26 protein-coding genes are annotated in these 25,234 nt (G+C 37.8%); 9 read left to right on the top strand and 17 right to left on the bottom strand.

What is annotated here, in order from left to right; genetic code table 11:
• Positions 1 to 30 precede the first annotated feature (30 nt).
• Together UXI14_RS06150 and UXI14_RS06145 are read right to left on the bottom strand one after the other, a co-directional pair.
• Positions 31 to 2,442, bottom strand: a complete 2,412-nt coding sequence (locus UXI14_RS06150; protein WP_335965366.1) for a thiamine pyrophosphate-dependent enzyme — start codon at positions 2,440 to 2,442, stop codon at positions 31 to 33.
• 356 nt (positions 2,443 to 2,798) lie between these two features.
• Positions 2,799 to 5,618 carry a metalloprotease gene (locus UXI14_RS06145; protein WP_335965365.1) on the bottom strand — a complete coding sequence of 940 codons (2,820 nt, stop codon included), beginning with the start codon at positions 5,616 to 5,618 and terminating at the stop codon, positions 2,799 to 2,801.
• Positions 5,619 to 5,880: 262 nt separating this feature from the next.
• Between UXI14_RS06145 and UXI14_RS06140 the strand changes: the two genes are divergently transcribed.
• Together UXI14_RS06140 and UXI14_RS06135 are read left to right on the top strand one after the other, a co-directional pair.
• The gene (locus tag UXI14_RS06140) at positions 5,881 to 6,411 is read left to right on the top strand and encodes a DinB family protein (protein ID WP_335965364.1); all 531 of its coding nucleotides are present in this window, start codon (positions 5,881 to 5,883) and stop codon (positions 6,409 to 6,411) included.
• Positions 6,412 to 6,499: 88 nt separating this feature from the next.
• On the top strand, positions 6,500 to 7,045 hold the full coding sequence (locus tag UXI14_RS06135; RefSeq protein ID WP_335965363.1) for a type 1 glutamine amidotransferase domain-containing protein: 546 nt from the start codon (positions 6,500 to 6,502) through the stop codon (positions 7,043 to 7,045).
• A 56-nt stretch (positions 7,046 to 7,101) separates the two neighbouring features.
• On the opposite strand, the gene UXI14_RS06130 is transcribed toward UXI14_RS06135, so the two are convergent.
• The 5 genes from UXI14_RS06130 to aroB all read right to left on the bottom strand — a co-directional run bounded on the left by UXI14_RS06130 (position 7,102) and on the right by aroB (position 12,087).
• Entirely contained in the window at positions 7,102 to 7,404 is a 303-nt protein-coding gene (locus UXI14_RS06130) for a hypothetical protein (RefSeq protein ID WP_335965362.1), read from the bottom strand.
• 71 nt (positions 7,405 to 7,475) lie between these two features.
• Positions 7,476 to 8,453, bottom strand: coding sequence for a deoxyhypusine synthase family protein (locus UXI14_RS06125; protein WP_335965361.1), 978 nt, complete (start codon positions 8,451 to 8,453; stop codon positions 7,476 to 7,478).
• On the bottom strand, positions 8,440 to 9,327 hold the full coding sequence (gene speB / locus UXI14_RS06120; RefSeq protein ID WP_335965360.1) for an agmatinase: 888 nt from the start codon (positions 9,325 to 9,327) through the stop codon (positions 8,440 to 8,442). Before speB ends, UXI14_RS06125 begins: the two co-directional genes overlap by 14 nt.
• Positions 9,320 to 10,720, bottom strand: coding sequence for an arginine decarboxylase (locus UXI14_RS06115; RefSeq protein ID WP_335965359.1), 1,401 nt, complete (start codon positions 10,718 to 10,720; stop codon positions 9,320 to 9,322). The genes speB and UXI14_RS06115 overlap by 8 nt, the downstream gene beginning before the upstream one ends.
• Positions 10,721 to 11,016: 296 nt before the next feature.
• On the bottom strand, positions 11,017 to 12,087 hold the full coding sequence (aroB, locus tag UXI14_RS06110) for a 3-dehydroquinate synthase (protein ID WP_335965358.1): 1,071 nt from the start codon (positions 12,085 to 12,087) through the stop codon (positions 11,017 to 11,019).
• 105 nt (positions 12,088 to 12,192) lie between these two features.
• Here aroB and UXI14_RS06105 point away from each other — a divergent pair, with 105 nt between their 5' ends.
• Positions 12,193 to 13,359, top strand: a complete 1,167-nt coding sequence (locus UXI14_RS06105; protein ID WP_335965357.1) for a proline dehydrogenase family protein — start codon at positions 12,193 to 12,195, stop codon at positions 13,357 to 13,359.
• 99 nt (positions 13,360 to 13,458) lie between these two features.
• Here UXI14_RS06105 and UXI14_RS06100 read toward each other — a convergent pair whose 3' ends face one another.
• The 8 genes from UXI14_RS06100 to tsaE form a co-directional block, all read right to left on the bottom strand.
• The gene (locus UXI14_RS06100) at positions 13,459 to 13,851 is read right to left on the bottom strand and encodes a DUF4258 domain-containing protein (protein WP_277899441.1); all 393 of its coding nucleotides are present in this window, start codon (positions 13,849 to 13,851) and stop codon (positions 13,459 to 13,461) included.
• Positions 13,852 to 13,858: 7 nt separating this feature from the next.
• Positions 13,859 to 15,058, bottom strand: a complete 1,200-nt coding sequence (locus tag UXI14_RS06095; RefSeq protein ID WP_335965356.1) for an alanine dehydrogenase — start codon at positions 15,056 to 15,058, stop codon at positions 13,859 to 13,861.
• 41 nt (positions 15,059 to 15,099) lie between these two features.
• On the bottom strand, positions 15,100 to 15,639 hold the full coding sequence (locus tag UXI14_RS06090; protein WP_277899439.1) for a hypothetical protein: 540 nt from the start codon (positions 15,637 to 15,639) through the stop codon (positions 15,100 to 15,102).
• A 102-nt stretch (positions 15,640 to 15,741) separates the two neighbouring features.
• A complete protein-coding gene (locus tag UXI14_RS06085; protein WP_277899438.1) occupies positions 15,742 to 15,900 on the bottom strand; it encodes a hypothetical protein in 159 nt (52 codons plus the stop codon).
• A gap of 55 nt (positions 15,901 to 15,955) precedes the next feature.
• Positions 15,956 to 16,114, bottom strand: coding sequence for a hypothetical protein (locus UXI14_RS06080; RefSeq protein ID WP_335965355.1), 159 nt, complete (start codon positions 16,112 to 16,114; stop codon positions 15,956 to 15,958).
• 54 nt (positions 16,115 to 16,168) lie between these two features.
• Positions 16,169 to 16,327, bottom strand: coding sequence for a hypothetical protein (locus tag UXI14_RS06075; RefSeq protein ID WP_335965354.1), 159 nt, complete (start codon positions 16,325 to 16,327; stop codon positions 16,169 to 16,171).
• 55 nt (positions 16,328 to 16,382) lie between these two features.
• Positions 16,383 to 16,541 carry a hypothetical protein gene (locus UXI14_RS06070; protein WP_277899436.1) on the bottom strand — a complete coding sequence of 53 codons (159 nt, stop codon included), beginning with the start codon at positions 16,539 to 16,541 and terminating at the stop codon, positions 16,383 to 16,385.
• 140 nt (positions 16,542 to 16,681) lie between these two features.
• On the bottom strand, positions 16,682 to 17,089 hold the full coding sequence (gene tsaE, locus UXI14_RS06065) for a tRNA (adenosine(37)-N6)-threonylcarbamoyltransferase complex ATPase subunit type 1 TsaE (RefSeq protein WP_335965353.1): 408 nt from the start codon (positions 17,087 to 17,089) through the stop codon (positions 16,682 to 16,684).
• Between the two features lie 467 nt (positions 17,090 to 17,556).
• Between tsaE and UXI14_RS06060 the strand changes: the two genes are divergently transcribed.
• Together UXI14_RS06060 and UXI14_RS06055 are read left to right on the top strand one after the other, a co-directional pair.
• Entirely contained in the window at positions 17,557 to 17,943 is a 387-nt protein-coding gene (locus UXI14_RS06060; RefSeq protein WP_335965352.1) for a hypothetical protein, read from the top strand.
• A gap of 156 nt (positions 17,944 to 18,099) precedes the next feature.
• Entirely contained in the window at positions 18,100 to 18,432 is a 333-nt protein-coding gene (locus tag UXI14_RS06055; protein WP_277899433.1) for a hypothetical protein, read from the top strand.
• 82 nt (positions 18,433 to 18,514) lie between these two features.
• On the opposite strand, the gene UXI14_RS06050 is transcribed toward UXI14_RS06055, so the two are convergent.
• Both UXI14_RS06050 and UXI14_RS06045 read right to left on the bottom strand, forming a co-directional pair.
• A complete protein-coding gene (locus UXI14_RS06050; RefSeq protein ID WP_277899432.1) occupies positions 18,515 to 18,904 on the bottom strand; it encodes a hypothetical protein in 390 nt (129 codons plus the stop codon).
• Positions 18,905 to 19,100: 196 nt separating this feature from the next.
• Positions 19,101 to 20,648, bottom strand: coding sequence for a response regulator (locus tag UXI14_RS06045; protein ID WP_335965351.1), 1,548 nt, complete (start codon positions 20,646 to 20,648; stop codon positions 19,101 to 19,103).
• A gap of 43 nt (positions 20,649 to 20,691) precedes the next feature.
• On the opposite strand from UXI14_RS06045, the gene UXI14_RS06040 reads away from it, so the two are divergent.
• From UXI14_RS06040 to lpxA, 4 genes are read left to right on the top strand one after another with little or no spacing between them, the layout of a single operon-like run.
• The gene (locus UXI14_RS06040) at positions 20,692 to 21,915 is read left to right on the top strand and encodes an HD domain-containing protein (RefSeq protein ID WP_335965350.1); all 1,224 of its coding nucleotides are present in this window, start codon (positions 20,692 to 20,694) and stop codon (positions 21,913 to 21,915) included.
• 30 nt (positions 21,916 to 21,945) lie between these two features.
• Positions 21,946 to 22,962, top strand: a complete 1,017-nt coding sequence (lpxD, locus tag UXI14_RS06035) for a UDP-3-O-(3-hydroxymyristoyl)glucosamine N-acyltransferase (RefSeq protein WP_335965349.1) — start codon at positions 21,946 to 21,948, stop codon at positions 22,960 to 22,962.
• A gap of 8 nt (positions 22,963 to 22,970) precedes the next feature.
• The gene (locus UXI14_RS06030) at positions 22,971 to 24,386 is read left to right on the top strand and encodes a bifunctional UDP-3-O-[3-hydroxymyristoyl] N-acetylglucosamine deacetylase/3-hydroxyacyl-ACP dehydratase (protein ID WP_335965348.1); all 1,416 of its coding nucleotides are present in this window, start codon (positions 22,971 to 22,973) and stop codon (positions 24,384 to 24,386) included.
• Positions 24,386 to 25,174, top strand: coding sequence for an acyl-ACP--UDP-N-acetylglucosamine O-acyltransferase (lpxA, locus tag UXI14_RS06025; RefSeq protein ID WP_277899427.1), 789 nt, complete (start codon positions 24,386 to 24,388; stop codon positions 25,172 to 25,174). Before UXI14_RS06030 ends, lpxA begins: the two co-directional genes overlap by 1 nt.
• Positions 25,175 to 25,234: the final 60 nt, after the last annotated feature.

The following is a 25,234-nucleotide window of genomic DNA, read 5'->3' as shown; positions in this document are numbered from 1 at the left end:
CTATGGTTTTATACAGTTGCCATTTATCCGTTACCGCAATTTTGGATATTTGCCCGGGTTGGCCTCGTGCATGATAGCGTAGACCTTTTCAAAAATATCTTCGGCATTGGGTTTGGAAAAATAATCGCCGTCACTGGCATAGGCTGGTCTGTGGGCCTTGGCAGAAAGCGTTTGCGGGGCACTGTCCAAAAACTTGTACGCCCCTTGATTTTCCACGATTTCCTGTAGCAAATAAGCAGAGCATCCACCGGGAACATCTTCATCAATTACCAATAAACGGTTTGTTTTTTTAATACTTTTTAGCGTATCGTGATTTATATCAAAAGGTAGAAGTGTTTGCGCATCTATAACTTCGGCATCAATAGAGACTTCATGCAGTTCTTTGGCAACCTGTTCCACGATGCGTAATGTCGATCCATACGATACCAAGGTAATGTCGGTTCCTTCTTTTATGGTTTCCACAACACCAATGGGCGTTTTTAATTCGCCTAGGTTTGCGGGCAGTTTTTCTTTTAAGCGGTAACCGTTAAGGCTTTCTATTACCAGTGCGGGTTCGTCGCTTTCCATAAGCGTGTTGTAAAACCCAGCTGCTTTGGTCATATTTCTAGGTGCCAACACATACATGCCCCTTAATAAATGGATTAAACCGCCCATTTGCGATCCTGCATGCCATATACCTTCCAGTCGATGCCCACGGGTCCTTATAATTACCGGGGCTTTTTGTTTGCCCACGGTTCTATACAAAAGCGTGGCAAGATCGTCGGTAAGCACATAGAGGGCATACATAATATAGTCAAGGTATTGTATTTCGGCAATCGGTCTAAGTCCTCTTAACGCCAATCCTATACCTTGTCCAACAATAGTGGCTTCGCGTATACCTGCATCGGCAATGCGCAAATCTCCATATTTTTTCTGAAGCCCCTCTAGCCCTTGGTTTACATCGCCTATATTTCCACTGTCTTCTCCAAATATTACGGCATTGGGATTTTTGCCAAAGAGTTTGTCAAAATTATCGCGAAGCACGATCCTTCCATCAACCAGTTCACTGTTTTCGTTGTATTGTGGGGCTACTTCGGCAATATTGGTAGCGTTATTTTTTGTTTCGCTATATAGGTGGGAGCTGTATTCCGGTTGTGTCCTTGTGTAAAAGGACTTGATCCATTGCTGTAAAGCCTTTTTAGCATCAGAATCTTCATGTATGGTATAGCGCAAAGCTTTCCTTGCTATGGATATTACATTTCGTTTAACAGGCTCGTCAATGGAGATAAGGTCGTTTTTAAGTCTATTGATAAAACTTTTATTCTCGCTATTATTGGCTAGGTCTGCCAATAGGGAGACCACCATTTTTTTATCGGTTTTGATGGGTGCCAAAAATTCGCTCCATGCTTCTTTTTTACCATCGCGGACTTCCTTTTTTATTTTTTTCTCTAGTTGATTTAACTCTTCGTCGGTTGCAAAATTATTGGCAATCATCCATTCGCGGAGCTTAAGGTTACAATCGTGTTCCTTTTCCCACTTCAATCTTTCTTCCGATTTGTACCTTTCATGAGAACCAGAAGTTGAATGCCCTTGGGGCTGTGTTAGCTCTGTTACATGTAAAATAACCGGAACATGTTCTTCCCTTGCAATTTTTCCGGCCTTGTTGAATGCTTCAATCAAAGAAGGGTAATCCCATCCTTTTACAACAATTATTTCGTAACCGGCCTCGGCTTCTGTACGTTGAAACCCTTTTAGGATTTCAGAGATATTTTCTTTGGTTGTTTGGTGCTTGGCATGAACCGAGATACCATATTCATCATCCCAAATACTAATTACCATGGGCACTTGCATTACCCCGGCAGCATTAATGGTCTCGAAAAATATGCCTTCACTGGTACTTGCGTTTCCAATGGTTCCCCAAGCCACTTCATTTCCGTTTACCGAAAAACCTTCGGCTTTAACATCTTTGGCATGCCTGTATATTTTAGAGGCCTGTGCAAGCCCTAACAATCTGGCCATTTGCCCGCCTGTCGGGGAAATATCCGAGCTACTGTTTTTTTGTGCGGTCAAGTCTACCCAAGACCCGTCGGGGTTATTGCTGGTTGTTAAAAAATGACCGCCCATTTGCCTTCCGGCACTCATGGGTTCTTTTTCAATATCGGTATGTGCGTACAACCCTGCAAAGAAATGTTTAATGCTTAATTCGCCAATGGCCATCATAAACGTTTGGTCGCGATAATAACCGCTTCTAAAATCGCCGTTTTTAAAAGCTTTTGCCATTGCCAGTTGCGGAAGTTCTTTTCCGTCACCAAAAATTCCAAATTTCGCTTTTCCGGTCAAGACTTCCCTTCGGCCCAACAAACTACATTCCCTGCTGGTAACAGCAATCCTGTAGTCGTTAAGTATTTCATTTTTAAAATCTTCAAAGGAAATATCTTGCTTTGTTTCGGGTTTTGTTTGCATAGGTTTTTTATGAGACGGAAACAAAAATAGCCAAAAAGAATGATTTTTGCAATTAAAAAAGGGCCTTATAAAATGCTAATTTTTCAATAATAATTGTTAAAACTGAATTTATCTTAATAAAAGCACTTGTTTGTATTGTTTTGATAGGGATTTGTTAAAGGTTTTGTGAGATTGTTGAAAAAGCAATTTGGATGAATATTTTTTAAATTTTTGCTGAAATATTTAGCAGAAACAAACAAATTATGAAGCTGCTTTTGCACGTTGTTCTTTGCAATGAATTTATCAACATAACGGTTAAGAACATGAATAACAATAAAGATAAGGATAAAGAAGGTTTAAATATATTCAATACAATATCAAAACCATTTGCGGGTGAATAAACCGATAAGTGTTTTTGGACTTAAGGTTACAATAAACCTAATTTTTTCATCATATTGCGGTTGTGCTATTTCCCATCCATTGTTGGAGTATATGGGGAAATAAAGTTCAAAATAATCGGTTACTAAATTGAGCCTAATTCCCGAATCATAGACAAAGCGGGCGTCTTGGTTCATGTTTCGTATCATTCCAACATCGCCGTACATTTCTATCCATCTCCAAATATTAAAACTGGCATTGGTAGTTACGATCCAATCGTTTGCATAGGGATTTTCCAATTTCGATTTAAAGCCGCCTTCGGCAATAATAAGTTGTTGGCTAAAAATCCCGGTATCTTCCGAGCGCCCCAAATAATCGTAATCAAACAAGTAATCGGTAGGCCTGTCCAGGGCATAGCTAAAATAGTCTGAATTGGTCTGGTTGTATATAAACTTGCCCGCAAAAAAGCGGATGTTGAGCTGCCTGTTGTTTTGAAAGAGCTTGCGGTATTCCCAGTTAAAGGAAACTTTTGCAAAATCGCTGGCAATCTGGAAATCGGCAAACCACGACTTGTAATTTATTATGCCGTTATTGCCATATGCATACCTTACGTTAAATACACTGTAATCGGGGTCTGTGTCTATATTTGGAGAATAGTCCCTGAGCACGTTTATAAAGCGCATGTTAAGGAGTTCCCGTTCGTTGGACCTTAAATCGTCGTTTCTAAACCGGAAGGTCAGGGAAGGCGTAATGGTGCTGTAACGAAGCCCATCGGCATAATGGAAAGATGACCCGGCCAGAAAAGCATCGATAAGGTACATATTGTCGTGGTTTACATATTTACGGAACCTAAGTGTGCCCGAACCAACAAGTGCATTTTCACCAAAGGCATACGATGGTTGAATGTCGTATATAAAAGGTTTTGCCAAGAACGTTTTGTTGTACAGGCGCATTCCCGGGGTTATGCCATCGTAAATATTAAAACTAAGCACGGGCACATAAAAAATCTGATTGTAGTATGGGTCTTCGGTATCTTTAAAAAATTGAAACTTTAATTTTCTATTGGTCGACAGGAAGCCGTTTACAGACTTCCAGTTGTCCCTTTCGTTAAATTCCGGGATTACACGGTCGTAATTTAAAACCAATCGCTTTATGTCTTTTCTGGGCACACTTACTGTCTCGCTGTTTTCTATGTTTTCATACCAGTTTTTAAATAAAACCGAATCGTTTTTGTCTATTCCGTAGAGCGTAATGGGAACATTGGTGTGCCTCTTGTTTTTTAAGGTCACAAAAATAGAATCGTCCTTTTTTTTGAACTTTTTTATCTTAAAATCTATTTTTTTATTGGTAGCCACATAGGTATTAAAAAACCAATCGATGTTTTTTGGGGCATCCTTTTTTAAGAGTTCCTCAAAATCGTTGCTGTTTACATCGTTGCTATTGTAGGTGGTATAAAATTCCTTAATCTTTTTATCAATATAATTATTCCCTAAATAACTGCTTAAATAGGCCAGGCCAACTCCCGATTTATATTTGTTTGCTATCCTTTCGTTGAATTTTATAAGCGAATCCCGCTGGCTGGTTAGAGGCTGGTCAGAATATGTTCTGGCCATTAACATATATAAATACGGGTATTGATCGTTAAAGTCCATTTGCGCCATATGGAATGACCGAATGCCCCATATCTTGGACAATTTGCCCAACAGCTTCATATCTTTGTAAAAGGCATCAACATATTTCATCAATAAATAGGTTTCTATGCCATCTTTTACCCAGTTTTCCTTTCGGTTGTCGAGGTACAAAGTATTGTTGAGATATTCGTGCAAGGCTGTTTTTAGTATTTTCAACTCGTACTGGAATTCTTCTGGAAACGGCCGCAGGAACGAGGGCAACTGGTTAAGGCCGTACAAAGGGTTCTTTTTATAATCTTCTTCTGTTATTAAAAGTTTTTTATGCGGGTAACTGCCAAGGGTGCTATCGATATATTTAATAACCCTTTCGGCAGAAATTGCCATGACAACTTTGCTAAGGTCCTTGCTTTCTACATTGGAAATAAGCTCAAAGGCTTCGTCTTTGTATATCGAAAAATTGTTTTCCTTTAAAAAATACAGCTTAATGTCGCCCCTGTTTTTTCCGGTAAGGTGCTTTATATATGTAAGGCCATCATCTTGGGTATCTGTAGTGTTTAAATCGGTAATCACATGATATAGCTTCGGGTATTTAAACTCAATATCAATATCACGGTTAAGGATATTAAGGTCGTTTAAGCTCTTATTGCTGTAAAGCTCCCATCCATTATTATACAAAGCTGGGGTTATGTACCAATATCTTAGCTGGTATTCGTTTGTATCTGTATACCCATAACCGGTAAATTGGGCACTTGGAAGCTTTATTTTGTACGAAAGCTTTAAAACATACTCCTTTCCGGGATATATGGGAAATTTTAATTGAACCTTTAAAATATCGTCTTCTTCAATCCTTTCCCATTTTAAAAAATCAAAGTTCTTATCTGTTAAAGAAATTATATGGGTAGCGCCACGGTCTTCTTCTTTTGCAAGATGAAGACTTTTGTTAAACTCTTCGGCAAAGCGTTTGGCCAAAGCTGTATTTTTATTGGCATACGCATTGTTCCAATCGTATAGATATAAATTGTTAAGCGTGTCGCTGCTTGTATTTCGGTAGGTAATTTCCTGCTGAATGGCTATTTCGTGCGTTTCAGGCAACAAGGTAGCCTTAATGCGCTGACTGTTCTGAGAAAACAAAAATTGAGCAAGAAAAACTGCTGTAAGTAGGAGGTATATGCGAGACGGTTGCAACATTAACTTTATATTGAATTATATTTTTCCTTTTTATGGGATTTTTTGTACCCGACTTTTTTGTCGAAATGAATTGATATTATTTTTTTAATACTTCATATACTGGTCGAGGCGGTTAATTAAAATAGATTAAAGTTGAACCTTTTTACCATTCTTTTTTGTTTTGGTTGAGTTGCATACAATATTATGAAAAAAATAAAGAAACCAAATAGAATAATTAATTTTGAACTTAAATTAGTCTTTTTAACAAACAACTTGAATAGCCATGCACATTTCGACCCTAAAAACCACCGAGTACAATAATTTTTACCACAATTACATAAGAACGCTGGGCGAAGTATCTCTGTTGCCCGAATTAAAGGACCGCAAAGATTCCATCGTTGAAATAATGAACTCTATAGCCGAGTTTGATTATGGGTATTCTTATGCGGAAGGAAAATGGACAGTCAAGCAGCTTTTGTTGCATATTGTTGACACAGAAAGGGTATTTCAATACCGCGCATTTACATTTGCAAGAGAAGAAGGAGCCATGTTGAAAGGATTTGAGCAAGACGGATATGTAGAAAGCTCTGAAGCTTCAATGCGTACCAAGGAAAGTTTGATTAAAGAGTTTATTGCCGTGCGCGATAGTACCCTAAATTTATTTGAGTTTTTACCAGAAAATGCCTTTGAAAATAGTGGCGAGGTAGAAGGCGTTGCCATGAGCGTTAAAGCTGCCGGGTTTATTATATGTGGCCACCAAAAGCACCATGAAAATATTTTAAAGGACCGGTATCTTCCTTTTATGAATGTTTAACAATAGGGGGTGCTATTTTATAACTTCACTAACAGAGATTCTGTATACAAATGGCTAGCTTTAGAAGAACCATAAAAACAGAATTATTATGAAAAGGATTGCAATTTTAGCTACAAACGGATTTGAAGAATCCGAATTGGCCTCTCCATTGGATGCCATTGAAAAAGAAGGTTGGCAAGCAGATATCGTGAGCTTAAAGCCCGGCTCAATTAAAGGCTGGAAAGACGGTAACTGGGGAAAATCGTTTAATGTAACCCTAACGGTGGAAAAAGGGCTGGCAGATAATTACGATGCTTTGGTATTACCGGGCGGCGTAATGAACCCCGATACATTGCGGACTAATGAAAACGTGAAAAAATTTATTAGGGACTTTTTTAAACAGCACAAACCGGTTGCGGCCATATGCCATGGCCCGTGGAGTTTAATAGATGCCGACGTTGTGGAAGGTAGGACATTGACCTCTTACAAATCTATAAAAAAAGACTTGGAAAACGCAGGGGCCAATTGGGTAGATAAAGAAGTTGTTGTAGATGAAGGCTTGGTTACCAGCAGGCATCCAGACGATTTGCCGGCATTTAACAAAAAAATAATTGAAGAGGTTAAAGAAGGCAAACATGCCCAACAGCATGCTTAATAATAAAGCATAGTATAAAAAAACCGCCTGAAATTTCAGGCGGTTTTTTAGTTTTATTAATCGTCGTCGTCGTCTTCCTGTTCATCCGGGATTTCGATATCGTTGCCCAGCGAATCGTCTGTTCCAAAATCGTCGTCATCGTCATCTTCAAATTTTTCCATGGTATTGGCCAGGCGGGTACTTACTTTTACAAGATAAATAGTGTCTTCTGTGCGCACTTCTACCGCTTCGACCGTTTCGTTGTTAGCGTTCTTGAATTTTATAATATCATCGTCGCCATATCCGTCAGGATACTTTTCTACTAGCATAGAAAGTATCTCATTGGTTAATTTTTTGTAATCTACAATTACGCGTCTCATATTGTTGATAATTAATGTAGGTTAGTATATTTTAAAAATAGATATTTTTTTGTTTTCTGAAACATTTTTAATTACATATCGAGAAGATATGCAAAAATTAACGGTGCCACAATGGTAGCATCAGATTCTATGATGAATTTTGGCGTATCGATGTCCAACTTACCCCATGTAATTTTTTCATTTGGCACGGCTCCGGAATACGACCCGTAACTGGTTGTAGAATCGGATATCTGGCAAAAGTAGCTCCAAAACGGAATATCCTCCATTTCCATGTCTTGGTACAACATTGGCACCACACAAATAGGGAAATCTCCTGCAATTCCGCCTCCAATTTGGAAGAATCCAATTCCTTTATCAGAATTTTTTATGTACCAATCTGCCAAATAGCCCATATATTCAATACCGCTTTTCATGGTCGAGGCTTTCAATTCGCCTTTCATTACATAGGAAGCAAAGATATTTCCCATGGTACTATCTTCCCATCCGGGAACCACAATCGGTAAATTCTTTTCGGCGGCGGCATACATCCAGGAATCTTTTAGATCTATTTCGTAATATTCTTCCAAAACACCCGACAATAGCATTTTGTACATGTATTCATGCGGAAAATAACGCTCACCTTTTGTTTCGGCATCTTTCCAGATTTTAAAAATATGCTTTTGCAGCCTCCTAAAAGCTTCTTCTTCGGGAATACACGTATCGGTAACCCTATTAAGGCCTTTTTCGAGCAATGCCCATTCTTCCTTTGGCGTAAGGTCTCTGTAATTGGGTACCCGCTTGTAATGGGAATGCGCCACCAAATTCATAATATCTTCTTCAAGGTTGGCACCTGTACACGATATAATTTGCACTTTGTCTTGACGGATCATTTCTGCAAAAATTTTCCCAAGTTCCCCGGTACTCATGGCCCCTGCCAAGGTTACCATCATTTTGGCGCCCCCGTTTAGTTGCGCTTCGTAGGCTTTTGCGGCATCTACAAGTGCTGCGGCATTAAAATGCAGGTAATATTTTTCTATAAAATTGGAGATGGCCCCTTTATGCTTCGTCATCGTCTTCTTGATTTTTTGTGTTTGTGTACTTAAATTTATATGCTAACATTTTATAATACAACTTTGCGGCTAAAAAATCGGAAGATTTTTCGTCTTTGTTGGGGCAAAGCTCTACAATGTCAAAACCAACTACGTTTTTCTTTTTGAAAACCTTTTTTAAATAATCCAGCGTTTCATACCACAGTAACCCGCCCGGTTCCGGGGTTCCGGTAGAGGGGAGGATGGAAGGGTCGAAGGCATCCAGGTCTATGGTAATAAACACATTTTCTGTCATTTGGTTAATGGAATCGTTTACCCATTCATCATCTTGGTTGATATCTTCGGCAAAATAGGTTTGTTCCTCGACCATATTATCGACTTCAGAAATATCCATACTTCTAATGCCTACTTGAATCAGTTTTGTATGTTGACTGGCTTCATATACGGCGCAGGCATGGTTGCATTTACTGCCTTCGTATTCTTCCCTGAGGTCGGCATGGGCATCTATCTGTAAAACGGTTAAATCGTCAAAACATTCATTAAAAGCCCTTATGGAGCCTATTGAAATGGAATGTTCGCCTCCAAAAAGGGTTACAAATTTATCTTGCATGATATAGTTTTTTGCAATTTTGTGTACCGTATCCACCATTTTTTCAGGAGTGCTGTTCTCTGTAACGGGGGGTGCTAGGTAAACTCCCTTTTTGTAGGGTTCGCTACGCGTTTCAATATCAAAAAGTTCCATGTTCTCTGAAGCGTGTAAAAAGGCTTCGGGGCCTTTATCTGCTCCTTTTTGCCAAGTACTGGTTCCATCGTATGGTACAGGTATCAATACCACTTTAGCATCGTCTAGCCGAGCGTATTTATCTGGTATTCCTGCGTAATTTTTCTTATTCATCGTAACCTAAAATTTTTAAAAAGTCGTTTGCAGTTTGTTGTTCAGAAAAAAGTTTGGTCGTTATGTTTCCTTCATCGTCCTTGTCGATCAGAACATGTTTGGGCGATGGAATTAAACAGTGTTGTAAACCGCCAAATCCTCCAATGGTTTCTTGGTAGGCCCCAGTGTTGAAAAAGCCGATATACAAGGGTTTTGCCCTGCTGTATTTTGGTAGATAGATGGCATTCATGTTTTGCTCGGAATTGTAATAATCGTCGCTATCGCATGTTAAACCGCCCAATAATACCCTTTCGTACTCATCGTTCCAGCGGTTAATGGCAAGCATGATAAAACGCTTGCTTATGGCCCAACTATCGGGAAGGGTTGTAATGAAGGAAGAGTTTATCATGTTCCATTTTTCCCGGTCGTTTTGTTGTTTTTGGTACAGTACCTCGTAAATTGCACCGCCACTTTCGCCAACGGTAAAGCTGCCAAATTCCGTAAAAATATTCGGAACGGGAACTTCGGCCTCGTCGCAGGCGGTTTTTATTTGATAGATAATCTCGTTTACCATATATTCATAGTCGTACTCAAAAGCCAATGAATTTTTTATGGGAAAGCCGCCGCCAATATTCAATGAATCTACCGTTGGGCATATTTTCCTTAATTGGATGTAAACCTTTAAACATTTTAAGAGCTCGTTCCAATAATAAGCCGTATCGCGAATTCCGGTATTGATAAAAAAGTGAAGCATTTTAAGTTTTACTTTTTTATTGTCTTTAATCTCGCGATTGTAAAAAGGTACAATATTTTTATAACCAATGCCCAATCGGCTGGTATAAAATTCAAACTTCGGCTCTTCTTCCGATGCAATCCTGATACCCACGTTAAAAGACTCGTTTATGGCTTCGTCTAAAAGGTTGAGCTCTTCATAATTATCAATAATGGGAATGCATTTTTTATGCGAGCCATTTATAAGCTCTGCAATGTTTTCTATGTATTTATCTCTTTTAAAACCATTGCAAAGAATGTAATTGTCCTTATTGATCTTGCCTTGGGCAATAAGGCTCTTTACAATGTCGATATCAAAAGCAGAAGAAGTCTCGATATGGATGTTGTTTTTCAACGCCTCGTTGAGCACGTGGCTAAAATGAGAGCTTTTTGTGCAATAACAATAATGATAACTTCCTTGATAATTATGTTTTTCAATGGCATTTTTAAACCAATATTGTGCTCTTTTTATATTGTTGGATATTTGTGGCAAATAGGTAAACTTTAACGGCGCTCCATATTTTTCTACCAGCCCCATAAGGTCGATATCATGAAATTTTAAATGGTCGTTATCGTCTAATGTAAATTCTTCCTGTGGAAAATAATAAGTTTGATCTATAAGATCGAAATACTTCGTCTTCATAGTTGCTTTTTTGTAATATTAAAAAAATGATATTTATTTTAATTTAAATTTATGTTATAAATAGCATTTTTGTTCAAATACGCAAATAGGCAGGGAGATAAGCCATAGGTTGTACGGCCCTGTTTTTTATGATGGTTTTGGAAGCTAAATTTAAGAACCGAGACCTCGTTCTACGAGATACATGTAAATACGACTTCCTGATATTTACATACACGGAGTTTAAAAAACAACTCATTAAATTCTATAAAATACAGAAACAAAAGTCATTAATTTTTTTTAATACACAAGAGAAAAAATTAATTTTTATAGTATTCCAAAGATTTGATTATTAGGTCCTTGCTTGCTTGTATGTCCAGAACGGGTTTTGAAATGTCTTCCAGAAGGACAAAATTGATATTTCCGTGCGCATTTTTTTTGTCGAATTTCATCAGGCCGATAATGGTTTCCATGTCGTCTGTGTTAATTTCAACCTTATTGAAATAATGAAGAAAAGTTGCTTTAATAGCGTCTAATTTACCTTCTGGGAATTTGGTGAGCTGGGCAGAAAGATAAGTTTCCATAATCATTCCAATGGCAATTGCTTCTCCGTGCAGCAAAGTTGTTTTATCTTCCGATTGTAGAAAGTACGATTCTATGGCATGCCCGAGCGTATGCCCGTAATTAAGTATTTTCCTCAGGTTGTTTTCGCGGGGGTCTTTGGTAACCACTTCATTTTTAATTACAACAGATCGATGGATAAGTGTATCAAGATCTTCTGGCGTTAATTGATCCATGTTTTGTAACTGCTTCCAGTATGCTTCATCATAAATAAGGCCGTGTTTTAGCATTTCTGCCAGTCCGCTTCGGAGGTGGTTTTGCGGTAAAGTGCTTAAATATTCGGTGTCTACTAAAACCATGACCGGGTTGATGATAACGCCGACCTGATTTTTCAAAACACCTAAATCTACTCCCGTTTTTCCGCCTACCGACGCATCTACCATAGCCAAAAGCGTTGTGGGGATATTCAAAAAATCGATTCCCCGCATATAGGTTGCGCCAACAAACCCGCCAAGGTCGGTTACCACGCCGCCGCCAAGGTTTATGAGCAACGACTTTCTGTCGCCGCCAAGATCGGATATTGCTTGCCAAACCTGGCTACAGGTCTCGATTTGCTTGTATTCTTCGCCAGATTGTATTTCTATAATTTCAATATCATATGCATTTTCCAGTTTCCCTAAAAAAGTGGGCAAACATTGGGCATGTGTGTTTTCGTCGACCAATAGAAAAACCTTCGAATAATTTTTAGTTTCCAAAAGTTGGTTTAATTTTTTGTATGCTTTATCGCCAAAATGTACTTGGCTGCCCGTGCCTGATATGGAATTTAACATTGAATTGAAAATAAATTTTTATTTGATAGCAAAATAACGGGTTTTTCATGTAAAAATGTAGATTTTCTAACAGTATATTTGCAAAAATTTATAGCGGTTTATTAAATGAAAAACTTTTTTGATAATACGGAGATCGCTTTTCAATTAAAAAGCGATTCTGAGCTCGAAAGAGCTTATTTTTTGTTTAAAATGATTGCCCACCAACCGTTGGTAAGAATTGGTACGGCCGTGACCAATTTTGCCATTAAGGCACATTTGCCCGTTGATGGTTTAATACGGGCAACGGTTTTCGATCATTTTTGTGGGGGCGTAAGCGAGCTGGACTGCATGAAAACGGTCGATGCACTGTATACCGCCGGGGTATGTTCTGTTTTGGATTATTCTGTTGAAGGAAAAGAAACCGAAGAACAATTTGATGCCGTGGTGGCGCGAACCTTAAAGCTTATCGATTTTGTTAACGAAAAAGAGGCCATCCCGTATGCTGTTTTTAAACCAACGGCCATGGGGCGTTTCGACCTTTATGTAAAAGTCGGTACCGGAGAAAAATTAACTTCAGAAGAAAAAGAAGAATGGGAAAGGATTGTGTTCCGTTTTGATACTGTTTGCAAGAAAGCATACGAGCTTAACGTGGCCTTGCTTATTGATGCAGAAGAAAGCTGGATGCAAATTGCCGCCGATGACATTGTTGAAGAAATGATGCGCAAGTACAACAAAGAAAAACCAGTTGTTTACAACACGCTTCAATTATACCGTTGGGACCGATTGGATTATTTAAAGGAATTGCACAAAAGAGCGAAAGAAGAAGGTTATATCATCGGGATGAAGTTTGTTCGTGGTGCCTACATGGAAAAGGAAAACGACCGTGCCGAAGAAATGGGCTATGCAACGCCAATTTGTGCTTCCAAAAAGGAAACCGATGACAACTTTAACAATGCGGTACATTATATAATGGAGCATCTTGATACCATGCACCTATTTTTAGGAACCCATAACGAAGACAGTACCATGCTGGTACTAAACATCATGGAAGAAAAAGGCATAGCCAAGAACGATTCTCGGGTATGGTTTGGCCAATTATATGGAATGAGCGACCATATAAGTTATAATTTGGCTCACAAAGCATACAATGTGGCCAAATATTTGCCATTTGGACCAGTGCGCGACGTAATGCCATATTTAATAAGAAGGGCAGAAGAAAACACCTCGGTGGCAGGACAGACCACAAGGGAATTAAGCCTGCTCTCTGCTGAAAGAAAACGCAGGAAATTATAGTTTTTAGTAAAAAACATGCTGTTACGCCACAGATATTGTTTATTTGTGGCTTTTTTTTATGTTTTTTCAAGATTCATATTTGATGAAACCTTAAAAAAATCACTTTTTGTTAATACGGATGATTTCAGCCTGAAAACGGCAATTTTTTACAACAAGCTCAATGGGTTCGTTGTTTACCTTTCCATCAATAAAATAAGTGCTGCATTTTTCTTGGGAAAGATCCTGGGTCCTGTCGACTTCACTTTTGGAAAAATTTACTTTGCCATTTGTTAGCACCGAATCTATTTGTTCTTTTGAAATGGTGTTGTTGTCCAACAATTGTTGCATCATTGGGGAAAAATCTATTTTTTCTTGTGTTCTAATGGCTTTTAGGGTCCTACAATTTGGAAGGTAGCAAAACTCCGAGCGTTTTTCCCGAAAGAAATAAGCAAGAAATATTAACCCAATGGCAAAACCTATAAGATAGAACCCGATTCTTTTTAATAAAGGCATAGTAATTTTAAAATATCAAAAGATTTATATCGCGGTGCGAGAGGTCGAACCACTCTGCAACCGACTTGCTCGTTAGAATTCCGTGGTAAAAATAAAGTCCGTTTCTCAGGCCTTTGTCAAAACGGAGGGATTGCTCCAAACCGCCATCTTCACCAATTTTTAATAAATAAGGAGTGAAAATATTGCTCAGGGAAACCGAAGCGGTCCTGGCATACCTGGCAGGGATATTAGGCACAGAATAATGTATAACCCCATGTTTGATAAAGGTTGGCTTATCGTGCGAGGTAACTTCACTGGTTTCAATACATCCACCCATATCAATGCTTACATCTATAATTACGGCTCCTTTTTTCATGTTTTCAACCATGGTTTCGGTAACTACAATAGGCGCCCTGTCTATTCCCCTTACCGCACCAATAAGCACATCGCAACGTTTAAGTGCTTTTAAAAGGTTTTTTGGCTGTAGGGTAGAGGTGTGCAAAGACCTGCCAAGGTTGTTTTGTATGCAACGCAGCCGGGTAATGGAATTGTCGAAAATTTTAATATTTGCGCCCAAGCCTATTGCAGACCTAGCGGCAAATTCCCCTACGGTTCCCGCACCAATTATGACAACATCAACAGGAGGTACCCCGGTTATATTCCCGAACATGAGTCCGTTACCGCTATTGGCGTTGGTCATAAGTTCGGCGGCTATTAAAACAGAAGCTGTTCCGGCAATTTCGCTTAATGCCCTAACAGCGGGATAATTGCCGTCTTCGTCTTTTATAAATTCAAAGGCAAGGGCGGTAATTCTTTTTCCGGCAAGGATTTCAAAATATTTTTTGCTCCTGGTTTTTATTTGAAGCGCAGAAATAAGAATGGATTGTGGGTTTATCAGTTCTAATTCTTTTAAAGAAGGAGGCTCCACTTTTAAAATAATGGGGCAGGAGAATACTTTTTTTGTATCGGTGGTAATTTCTGCACCGGCCTCGCTGTATTCGACATCAGAATAATTAGCATCAAAACCGGCTTTAGACTCTACAATAACTCGATGACCATGGGCAGTGAGAGCGTTCACGGCGTCGGGGGTAAGGCAAACACGGTTTTCCTGATATGAAATTTCTTTAGGGATCCCAATAAATAACTCCCCCTTTTGCTTTAGCAATTCCAGGGTTTCCTCTTGAGGAATAAGTTCCTGTTTGGTAAACGGAGTATTAGGATACGACATATTTTCACTTAAAAGCTCAAAGGTAAATAAACTTTTTATGTCTAAAAGAATTTGTTTTCTTTTTTAGAGGATGTCTCTTTCTGTTGATATTCCTTTAGTTCTTTGTCAATTTTATCAAGGTCGATCCCGTGGACTATCTTGTCAAACAATTTAAGCCTGATAAGATATACAATAGGGATAACAATCATCATTACAGGAATAATATAGTATATTTCAAATTCGTCTACATATTTAACATCGGCATTAAGGGTACTAACCAATTGAAAAACGTACATGCTAATTGGAATGAGTATAACATGATACCACCAGTGTTTGCAGGTAAAGAACCATATAATAAGCAACATAAGGGGCACGAACTTGTTCATAAAGTTCCATGCAGCCATATATAAAGACGAATAATAAGAAGTACTAAAAGTGTACAGCTTAGTTTCCCATACTTGTTCTAGCGGAAAGCTTTCATATAAATAAAAGAGATATGGTGATATGGCTATAAAAAACGCTACCGCAGACCCTAAGCTTATGAGTTTGGCTCTCTCATTTTTATTGGTATCACTTTTTTTCGGTTTTAATTTAGTATTCACTTTTATAAAGATTTGGATATACACAAATTAAATGAATAAAAGAAATATACACAAATCTATATTTAACACAAATTTAATAAATCAAGAAGGGTATATGATTAATTACCCGTTAGGCGGCATTTCAATTTTAGTCTTATCAACCCCTTGGTGATTATTGTACAAGGCATCTTGGTCTGCAACACTGTCGTTTGAGCACGAAACAAGGGTGGAAGCTAGAAGCAATACGGCGAAAACAGAAAATATTATTTTTTTGAAAGACATGATATTAGGTTTTTTAGGTGAATAGTTAATTATAAGTCTGGATAAAACGTCCAAATTACCCGTTAGGCGGCATTTCAATTTTAGATTTATCGACCCCTTGGTGGTTATTGTACAAGGCATCTTGGTCTGCAACACTGTCGTTTGAGCATGAAACAAGGGTGGAAGCTAGAAGCAATACGGCGAAAACAGAAAATATTATTTTTTTGAAAGACATGATATTAGGTTTTTAGGTGAATAATTAATTATAAGTCTGGATAAAACGTCCAAATTACCCGTTAGGCGGCATTTCAATTTTAGATTTATCGACTCCTTGGTGGTTATTGTACAAGGCATCTTGGTCTGCAACACTGTCGTTTGAGCACGAAATAAGGGTGGAAGCTAGAAGCAATACGGCGAAAACAGAAAACATTATTTTTTTGAAAGACATGATAGTAGTTTTTTTAGGTGAATAATTAATTATAAGTCTGGATAAAACGTCCAAATTACCCGTTAGGCGGCATTTCAATTTTAGACTTTTCAACTCCTTGGTGGGTGTCGTATAAAGAGTCTTCATCGGCAACACTATTTGGAGAGCATGAAACTAAAGAAATTGCTAAAAGGCACAAGGCCATTACAGAGAAAATAATTTTTTTGAAAGACATAGTAGAATGTTTTTTTGGTTTTTGTTGAGACAAACCTACCAAAAAAATAAATGCGGATAATAAAAATCTTCGCCGTATATTAGTAAGTTTTTAATATACAGCCTGTTTGGGGCTATGTTGCAGAATTCAAATATAGAATATTATTTTAGATTAACGGTTCTTTTACCGTTTAATTGTGTCTTTATATCGATAATTGTAACCTCATTAGGTAGTAATTCGGCTATCTTTTCGGGCCATTCAATCAGGCACCATGCTTGCTCGTGAAGATAATAATCTAATCCAATATTGCAAACTTCCTCAATGTTATTTATTCTGTAGAAATCAAAATGATAGATAGGGCCTTCTTCGCCTTCATATTCGTTTACTATAGAAAAAGTCGGGCTTGAAACATTGTCTTTGCTCCCTAATTCTTTTACAATTTCTTTAATGAGCGTTGTTTTTCCAACCCCCATCTCACCATTAAACAAAAGAATTTTGCTCTGTGAATTGTCAATGATTTTTTTTGCTATGGCGGTTATATCGCTTAGGCTGTATTCGGCTTCAAGCATATTGAAAAATTTGTTCAAATTTAATAAACCTAATTATTTAATAAGCCAAATTTATGAAGATGGGTGTATTTACATTACTAAATTTGTATATTGACTACAACTGTTTAAATTAATATATTCGAAACTTGAACAATAAAAGTAAACGATTTCTACTTTATGAAGGGATAATAATATTTGGTATTATACTATCTTCTTTTATGATTTATGCCCACGTTTTATGCCCCGAAAAAGAAAGATGGGTAACTATGCTGTTTGATATTTCAATAATCCATTATCAAACTGTTCAAATGTATTGTTTTCAACTTTTACTAAGCTTGTCATACTTGCTTTTGGCTACAATATGGTACATTACATGTAAATATCGGTGGAGGAATGCTATTTTGGTTCTTTTACTATTCAATGTTTATCAGTTAATAATAGTTGTATTTGGTGAAATCCAGATAGACAAGTCAAGCTTACAGTTTAAAATGATTCTTTATACTTTAACATTTTTATGGGGCTTACTATTTATTTGGTTAAGAAAAAAGCTTAATTATCCTTTATGGAGCAGGCTTCATGTAGATGCTATTGATGCAGAAGAAATTTTGAGATATAAATTTAAGAACACAAGGCACTATGCCAAAGTTTTGAATGGCCTTAATGAAGAAGTCGGCAACTCTACCTTGCAAGACGCCAAATCTATAATAGCAAAAGCTGTTGTACTAGCAGAAGACAATAGTGAAACAAATTCTCAAAACACAATTTTGCCTCCGAGCGAGAGAAGGGACTGGAGCGGGGTACTGATTTTTTTACTGATATTATTTATCCCGGTTTTTGCAAACCTCTACCGTTTAGCCCCCAATACAGCGTACTAGGATTTAGGATTATTTAGATTAGGTTCCTTTAACTTTCCGAATGTAAACATTTTTTTATGGTTTATAACGCTTAAACTATCGGTTTTCATAACCATTACCATATGGTTTTTAAGCAGTAGGTATTGGTGGAAATATTTTTTGCTTATCCCGTTAATAATGGTAAGTTACCAAATTATTACAACCCTTAATGTGGAAGTGACTGCTATAGACGAAAACGAAATATTTAGGGCCTTTCCCGTTTTGTTGATTCTAACGAGTTTTCTTTTATGGGTGTCTTTCAAGATTAGGAATTTCACGAAGGTAGAAGATTTAAAAAGACGTATTAAAGTGGAGATATTTAATATCGTCGCCCTTCTGGGGAAAAATAAAACCGATCAGCACGAGGATGTGAAAAATCAGCTTAACATGCTTATAAGGGATAAAAAGAAATATTCTTCTGAGGAGTACTTAAAAAGACTTGAAGAGTTAAAAGGAAAGTTGATGAAATAAAAAAGCACTTGACTTTTAAATCAAGTGCTTTTTTATTAATTTACTGGAAATTAACAACTAATTTCAAAAATAGGAACTATTACTATTCCATTTCTTTTTTGGTAGTTGCAATTTCTTTTTTAATCTGGTCCATCAAGTTCTTTAATTCTTGTTCTTGATGTGCTTTAATTTTCTGTTCTATTATCGCCTCAACTTCTTTATAAGTGAGCCTTTTATCTTGGGCGATGTCACTGCTTGAAGAAGACGATGAGTCTGTTCCAAACATAGTACCGTGACCAGTCACTACCCAATTAATGTTTACAAATGGATACTTTTCTACGATTCTTTCAAGAATGTCGCTTCCAACGGAAGCGTTGTTCTTTTTCATACGTAATGTGTAACCATTCGATGCGCCAATCGACATGTCGAATTGTCTTGCGCTCATTCCAAGTGATTGGATAATAGAAAAAATTCTATCAATTGCTTTTGCCATTGTTTTAATTTTGAGGGTTTATCAAAAATAGAAAAAAAACTCTACAAGAAACTAATATTTTTGACATTTTCACAAAAAATTAACATTTAGTCGTTATTTAACCCTTGAAACTAGTCGATTATCGGACTCATGGTTTTCTACAAACAGTAGGATAAAGGTAATATTAACATTTTGCCCCATTTAGTATTAAAATTTGCTACCTAGGATTAAGCACTACAAAGGGGATAATAATTTCTTCAAGAGAAATCCCACCATGTTGGTATGTATTTTTGTAATAACTTACATAATGGTTGTAATTGTTGGGATACGCAAAAAATAGGTCTTCTTTAGCAAAAATAAAAGAACTGCTCATATTTATGCTCGGCAGGTGTATTTCTTTTGGGTTTTTAACACCATAGACTTCCTTTTCGTTATAAGACAGGCTTTTGCCCGTTTTGTACCTTAGGTTTAAGCTGGTGTCGCGATCGCCTATTACCTTCGACGGACTTTTTACATTAATAGTCCCGTGGTCTGTGGTTATTATTAATTTAAAGCCGAGTTGCTGGGCTTGCTGCACAATTTCGATAAGAGGTGAATTTTTAAACCAGCTCTGTGTGAGCGATCTATATGCTTTGTCGTTTGCGGCTAACTCTTTTACAACTTCCATTTCTGTTTTGGAATGAGAGAGCATGTCCACAAAATTATACACCAAAACCGTGAGGTCGTTTTCCTTTTGCGACCTAAAGTTTTGTGCCAATTGTTTGCCGGCCCGTAAATTGGATATTTTATGGTATTCCCATTTTATGTCCAGTCCCAATCTACGTATTTGTGCTGCCAAAAAATCGGCTTCATGTAAGTTTTTCCCCCCTTCGTCTGTATCGTTTTTCCACAATTTTGGATGTAAACGTGCCATTTCCGAAGGCATTAAACCAGAAAAAATAGCATTTCTGGCATATTGAGTCGCCGTTGGAAGAATACTGTAATAAGGTACTTCCTTGACTTTTTTGTAGTAATTGGTTACGGTGCCCTCAAAAGCTTTCCATTGGTCAAACCTTAAATTATCTATAACTACCAGCAAAGTAGGTGTTTTTTTGTTGACCTCTTTGGATATTAAATCTTTAAACAGGGTATGAGACATAACGGGGCCATTGTCTTCCCGAAACCAGTCTTCATAGTTTTTTTCAATAAATTTTCCAAATTGTGTGTTGGCTTCTGTTTTTTGAGATTCCAGAATTTCCGTCATTCCGGTATCTTCAATGTTTTCCAGCTCGATTTCCCAATAAATGAGTTTTTTGTACAATTCTGCCCATTCTTCATAAGTATTTACCATGGTAAGGTCCATGGCAATTTTTCTAAATTCCTGTTGATAACTCGACGTAGTTTTCTCTGAAACAAGCCTAGAGTGGTCAAGGCTTTTCTTTAGGCTCAGTAAAATCTGATTTGGGTTTACGGGTTTTATAAGGTAATCGGCTATTTTAGAGCCAATAGCTTCCTCCATGATGTTTTCTTCCTCGCTCTTGGTTATCATTACCACCGGAAGGGTAGGCTTGAGCGCTTTTATTTCCGTCAAGGTTTCAAGGCCCGTGAGGCCGGGCATATTTTCATCTAAAAAAACAATATCAAAATTTGCAACCTTAACTTCTTCTACCGCTTCTGTACCGCTTTGGCATGTATGTACCTTGTAATTCTTCTTTTCCAAAAAAAGAATATGCGGTTTTAAAAGTTCAATTTCATCATCTATCCAAAGTATCTTTATCTCATTCATTCTATTGATGTATATTTGTATGTAATTTCACAATTTATTTAGTTTGAAGACAGCAAACAAACTCAAAATATTTAACGATCCAATTTACGGATTTATTACCATCCCTAACGAACTGATTTTTGATTTAATTGAGCATAAATATTTCCAGCGCCTGCGGCGGATATCTCAAATGGGACTTTCGTATTTAGTATATCCGGGAGCTCACCATACCCGGTTTCACCATGCAATTGGGTGCATGCATTTAATGCAGAAAGCAGTGCAAGTGCTTCGTTTTAAAGGAATTGAGGTGAGTGATGAAGAAGAAAAAGGACTTTTGGCCGCTATTTTGTTACACGACATTGGGCATGGTCCGTTTTCGCATGCAATGGAACACAGTATTGTAAATGGGGTTTCCCACGAATATATTTCGCTTCAGTTCATGGAAGCTTTAAACGATGAGTTTAACGGAACTTTAACGCTGGCAATCCAGATTTTTAAGGGAGTTTACCACCGCAAGTTTATGAATCAGTTAATTTCCGGGCAACTGGACATGGACCGGGTAGATTATTTAAAACGCGATAGTTTCTATACGGGTGTATCAGAAGGGAATATAAATTCGGAGCGGATTATTTCCATGCTAAATGTGGTAGACGACCAGCTTGTTGTTGAAGAAAAAGGGATTTATTCAGTAGAAAAATTTTTAGTAGCAAGAAGGCTTATGTATTGGCAGGTATTTTTACACAAAACAAGCCTTGCAGCCGAACAATTGCTTATAAGGATATTGAAAAGGGCCAACGAAATCCATCATAATGGACAGAAGCTACATGCCAGCAAGGCATTACAGTTTTTTCTGGATCATCAAATAGGAAAAGAAAATTTTAACAAGGAAATTTTGGAAACTTTTTCCCGTTTGGATGATGTGGATATTTTGTCGGCAATGAAAGAATGGCAATTTAGTGAAGACTTTGTATTGTCCAATTTATGTAAAATATTATTGAACCGTGACCTTTTAAAAATCAAAATAAAGAAAAAACCCATAAAGCAACATAAAATAGAGACGCATTTGCAAAGCTTTATGGACAAGTACAAGGTAACGCTCGATGAAGCTAAATATTTTGTGTTTAGCGGGTTGATAGAGAACCAGGCGTATAATTTAGACAGGCAAAACATATGTATACTAATGAAGTCTGGGAAGATTGTGGACGTTGCAAAAGCTTCAGATCAATTTAACCTAAAAGCACTTTCTAAGCCGGTTACAAAATATTACATGTGCTATCCTAAAAAATAAATACTACTTTTTTTATACTTTTGCGTGGAAATGAAATTTACAGCAACTCAAATAGCAGGAATATTAGAAGGTGAAATAATAGGCAATCCAGAAGTGGAAGTGTCCAAGCTTTCTAAAATAGAAGAAGGTACCGAAGGCTCGCTAACATTTTTGGCAAACCCGAAGTATACTCCATATATATATTCAACAAAGGCTTCCATAACCATAGTGAATAAATCCTTTAAACTGGAGCATGAATTAAGCACAACCTTGATTAAGGTTGAAGATGCTTATAAGTCGTTTTCTAAATTATTGGAATATTACAATCAGGTAAAACTGCACAAAGTGGGCATAGAGCAACCGGTTTTTTTAGCCGAAAGCTCTAATTATGGCGAAAACATATACATTGGAGCATTTACCTACATAGGCGAAAACGTAAAAATTGGCAACAATGTAAAAATATACCCGAACGCATATATTGGCGATAATGTTACTATTGGCGATAATGTGGTTATTTTTTCCGGAGCCAAAATATATTCCGAGTCAATAGTTGGCAACGGATGCGTAATTCATAGCGGATGCGTAATTGGCGCCGATGGTTTTGGTTTTTCACCCAACGAAAATGGCGAGTTTCAAAAAGTACCACAAACGGGTAACGTTATCCTTGAGGACCATGTGGATGTAGGGGCCGGAACAACTATAGACAGGGCAACCTTGGGGTCGACCATCATTAGAAAAGGTGTTAAACTGGACAACCAGATACAAATAGCGCACAACGTAGAAATTGGCGAAAATACCGTTATAGCTGCCCAGACAGGAATAGCAGGATCGACAAAAATTGGTAAAAATTGCATGATCGGCGGGCAAGTTGGTATTGTTGGCCATATTATTATTGGCGACCGGGTTAAAATACAGGCACAATCGGGAATAGGGAGAAATGTAAAAGACGACGAAACATTGCAGGGCTCCCCGGCATTAAACTATGGCGATTACAACAAATCATACGTGCATTTTAAAAATTTGCCAAAACTGGTAGACAAGATTAATCAACTAGATAAAAGTAAATAGATACAATAATGAGTGATCAGGTTATAAAACAACGAACCATCGCTAAAGAGGTTTCTTTAACCGGAGTTGGACTGCATACAGGCATGAACGTTACCATGACCTTCAAGCCAGCGGCCGAAAATCATGGATATGCATTTAAGCGCGTAGACCTGGAAGGTCAACCAGTAATCGAGGCCGATGCCAACTATGTTGTAAATACCCAACGGGGTACCAACCTTGAAAAAATGGGTGTTAAAATTCAAACATCAGAGCATGTGTTGGCCGCATTGGTCGGATTGGAGATCGACAACGTTTTAATTGAACTCAATGCTCCCGAGCCACCAATCATGGACGGTTCTTCCAAATATTTTATTGAAGCTTTAAAAAAGGCAGGAATCGTAGCGCAGGAAGCAGAACGCGATGAGTTTATTGTAACCGATGTAATATCGTATACCGATGAAGAAACCGGAAGCGAAATTACCATCATCCCATCTGATGAATACCAAGTTACCACCATGGTAGATTTTGGCACCAAAGTTTTGGGAACGCAAAATGCCACCCTGAAACATTTATCAGAATTTGAAACGGAAATTGCCAATTCCAGGACCTTTAGTTTCTTGCACGAAATAGAAACATTGCTGGAACATGGACTTATTAAGGGCGGCGACCTTAACAATGCCATAGTATATGTAGACAAGGAATTGTCTAAGGAAACAATGGAAAAGTTAAAAGTGGCATTCAAAAAAGATTCCATTTCCGTAAAGCCAAACGGAATTCTAGACAACCTAACATTGCATTATCCCAATGAAGCAGCAAGGCATAAATTGCTAGACGTTATTGGCGATCTGGCTTTAATAGGTACAAGGGTTAGAGGGAAGGTAATAGCAAATAAACCCGGACATTTTGTAAATACTCAATTTGCAAAAAAAGTTTCAAAAATCATCAAAATAGAAAAGAGAAATAAGGTTCCAAAAATAGACTTAAACCAACCACCGTTCATGGATATCAACCAGATTATGAAAATGTTGCCGCACAGGCCGCCATTTTTATTGGTCGATAGAATTTTAGAACTTTCCGATAGCCATGTTGTGGGGATGAAAAACGTTACAATGAACGAACCTTTCTTTGTGGGCCACTTTCCGGGCGCGCCCATTATGCCGGGTGTACTCCAGGTAGAGGCATTGGCACAAACAGGGGGCATCTTGGCACTGAGCACGGTACCCGATCCGGAAAATTACCTTACTTATTTCATGAAAATCGATAATGTAAAATTTAAGCAGCAGGTAATCCCGGGCGATACGCTTATCTTTAAAATGGATTTAATATCTCCTATACGAAGGGGAATTTGCCATATGCAGGCCTATGCATATGCCAATGGCAAACTGGCCACAGAAGCAGAGCTAATGGCTCAAATAGTAAAAGTTAAAGAAGAAACTAAAAAATAATGAATCAACCACTCGCATATGTGCACCCCGGGGCAAAAATTGCCAAAAATGTGGTAATCGAACCTTTTGCTACCATCAATAACAATGTGGTAATTGGAGAGGGAACCTGGATAGGGAGCAACGTAACCATTATGGAAGGTGCCCGGATAGGAAAAAACTGTAATATTTTCCCCGGAGCCGTAATTTCTGCAATTCCTCAGGATTTAAAATATAACGACGAAGATACTACCGCCGAAATTGGCGATAATACAACCATTAGGGAATGTGTGACCATAAACCGAGGCACCACCGATAGGATGAAAACCATTATAGGAAAAAATTGTTGGATCATGGCATACAGCCACATAGCTCACGATTGCATTGTTGGGGATCATTGTATTTTTTCTAACAACAGCACCCTTGCGGGGCACATTACCGTTGGAGATTACGTGGTATTGGCCGGAATGACTGCCGTTCATCAGTTTTGTTCCATTGGAAATCACGCTTTTGTAACCGGTGGTTCACTGGTGCGTAAAGATGTTCCTCCTTATGCCAAGGCGGCAAGGGAACCCCTGTCTTATGTAGGGATTAATTCCGTAGGGTTAAGAAGAAGAGGGTATACCACTGAAAAAATTAGGGAAATTCAAGATATATACCGTATTTTATATCAGAAGAATTACAACAATTCTCAAGCGGTAGAAATTATTGAAGCCGAAATGGAGGCAACTCCGGAACGCGATGAAATACTTCAGTTTATTAAAGATTCCCAAAGAGGGATTATGAAGGGTTACTTTAGTTCAAATCATTAAAAAAATATGTAAAATTTAAGAGTTGATCAGGTATAGGGTTAACGTTTTTAGAGGTGTAGG

Origin of the sequence: Galbibacter sp. PAP.153 (genome assembly GCF_037029175.1) — a bacterium.
Lineage (GTDB): Bacteria > Bacteroidota > Bacteroidia > Flavobacteriales > Flavobacteriaceae > Galbibacter > Galbibacter pacificus.
The sequence above is the reverse complement of the archived record's forward strand: the minus strand, read 5'-3'. Positions and strand labels throughout refer to the sequence as shown.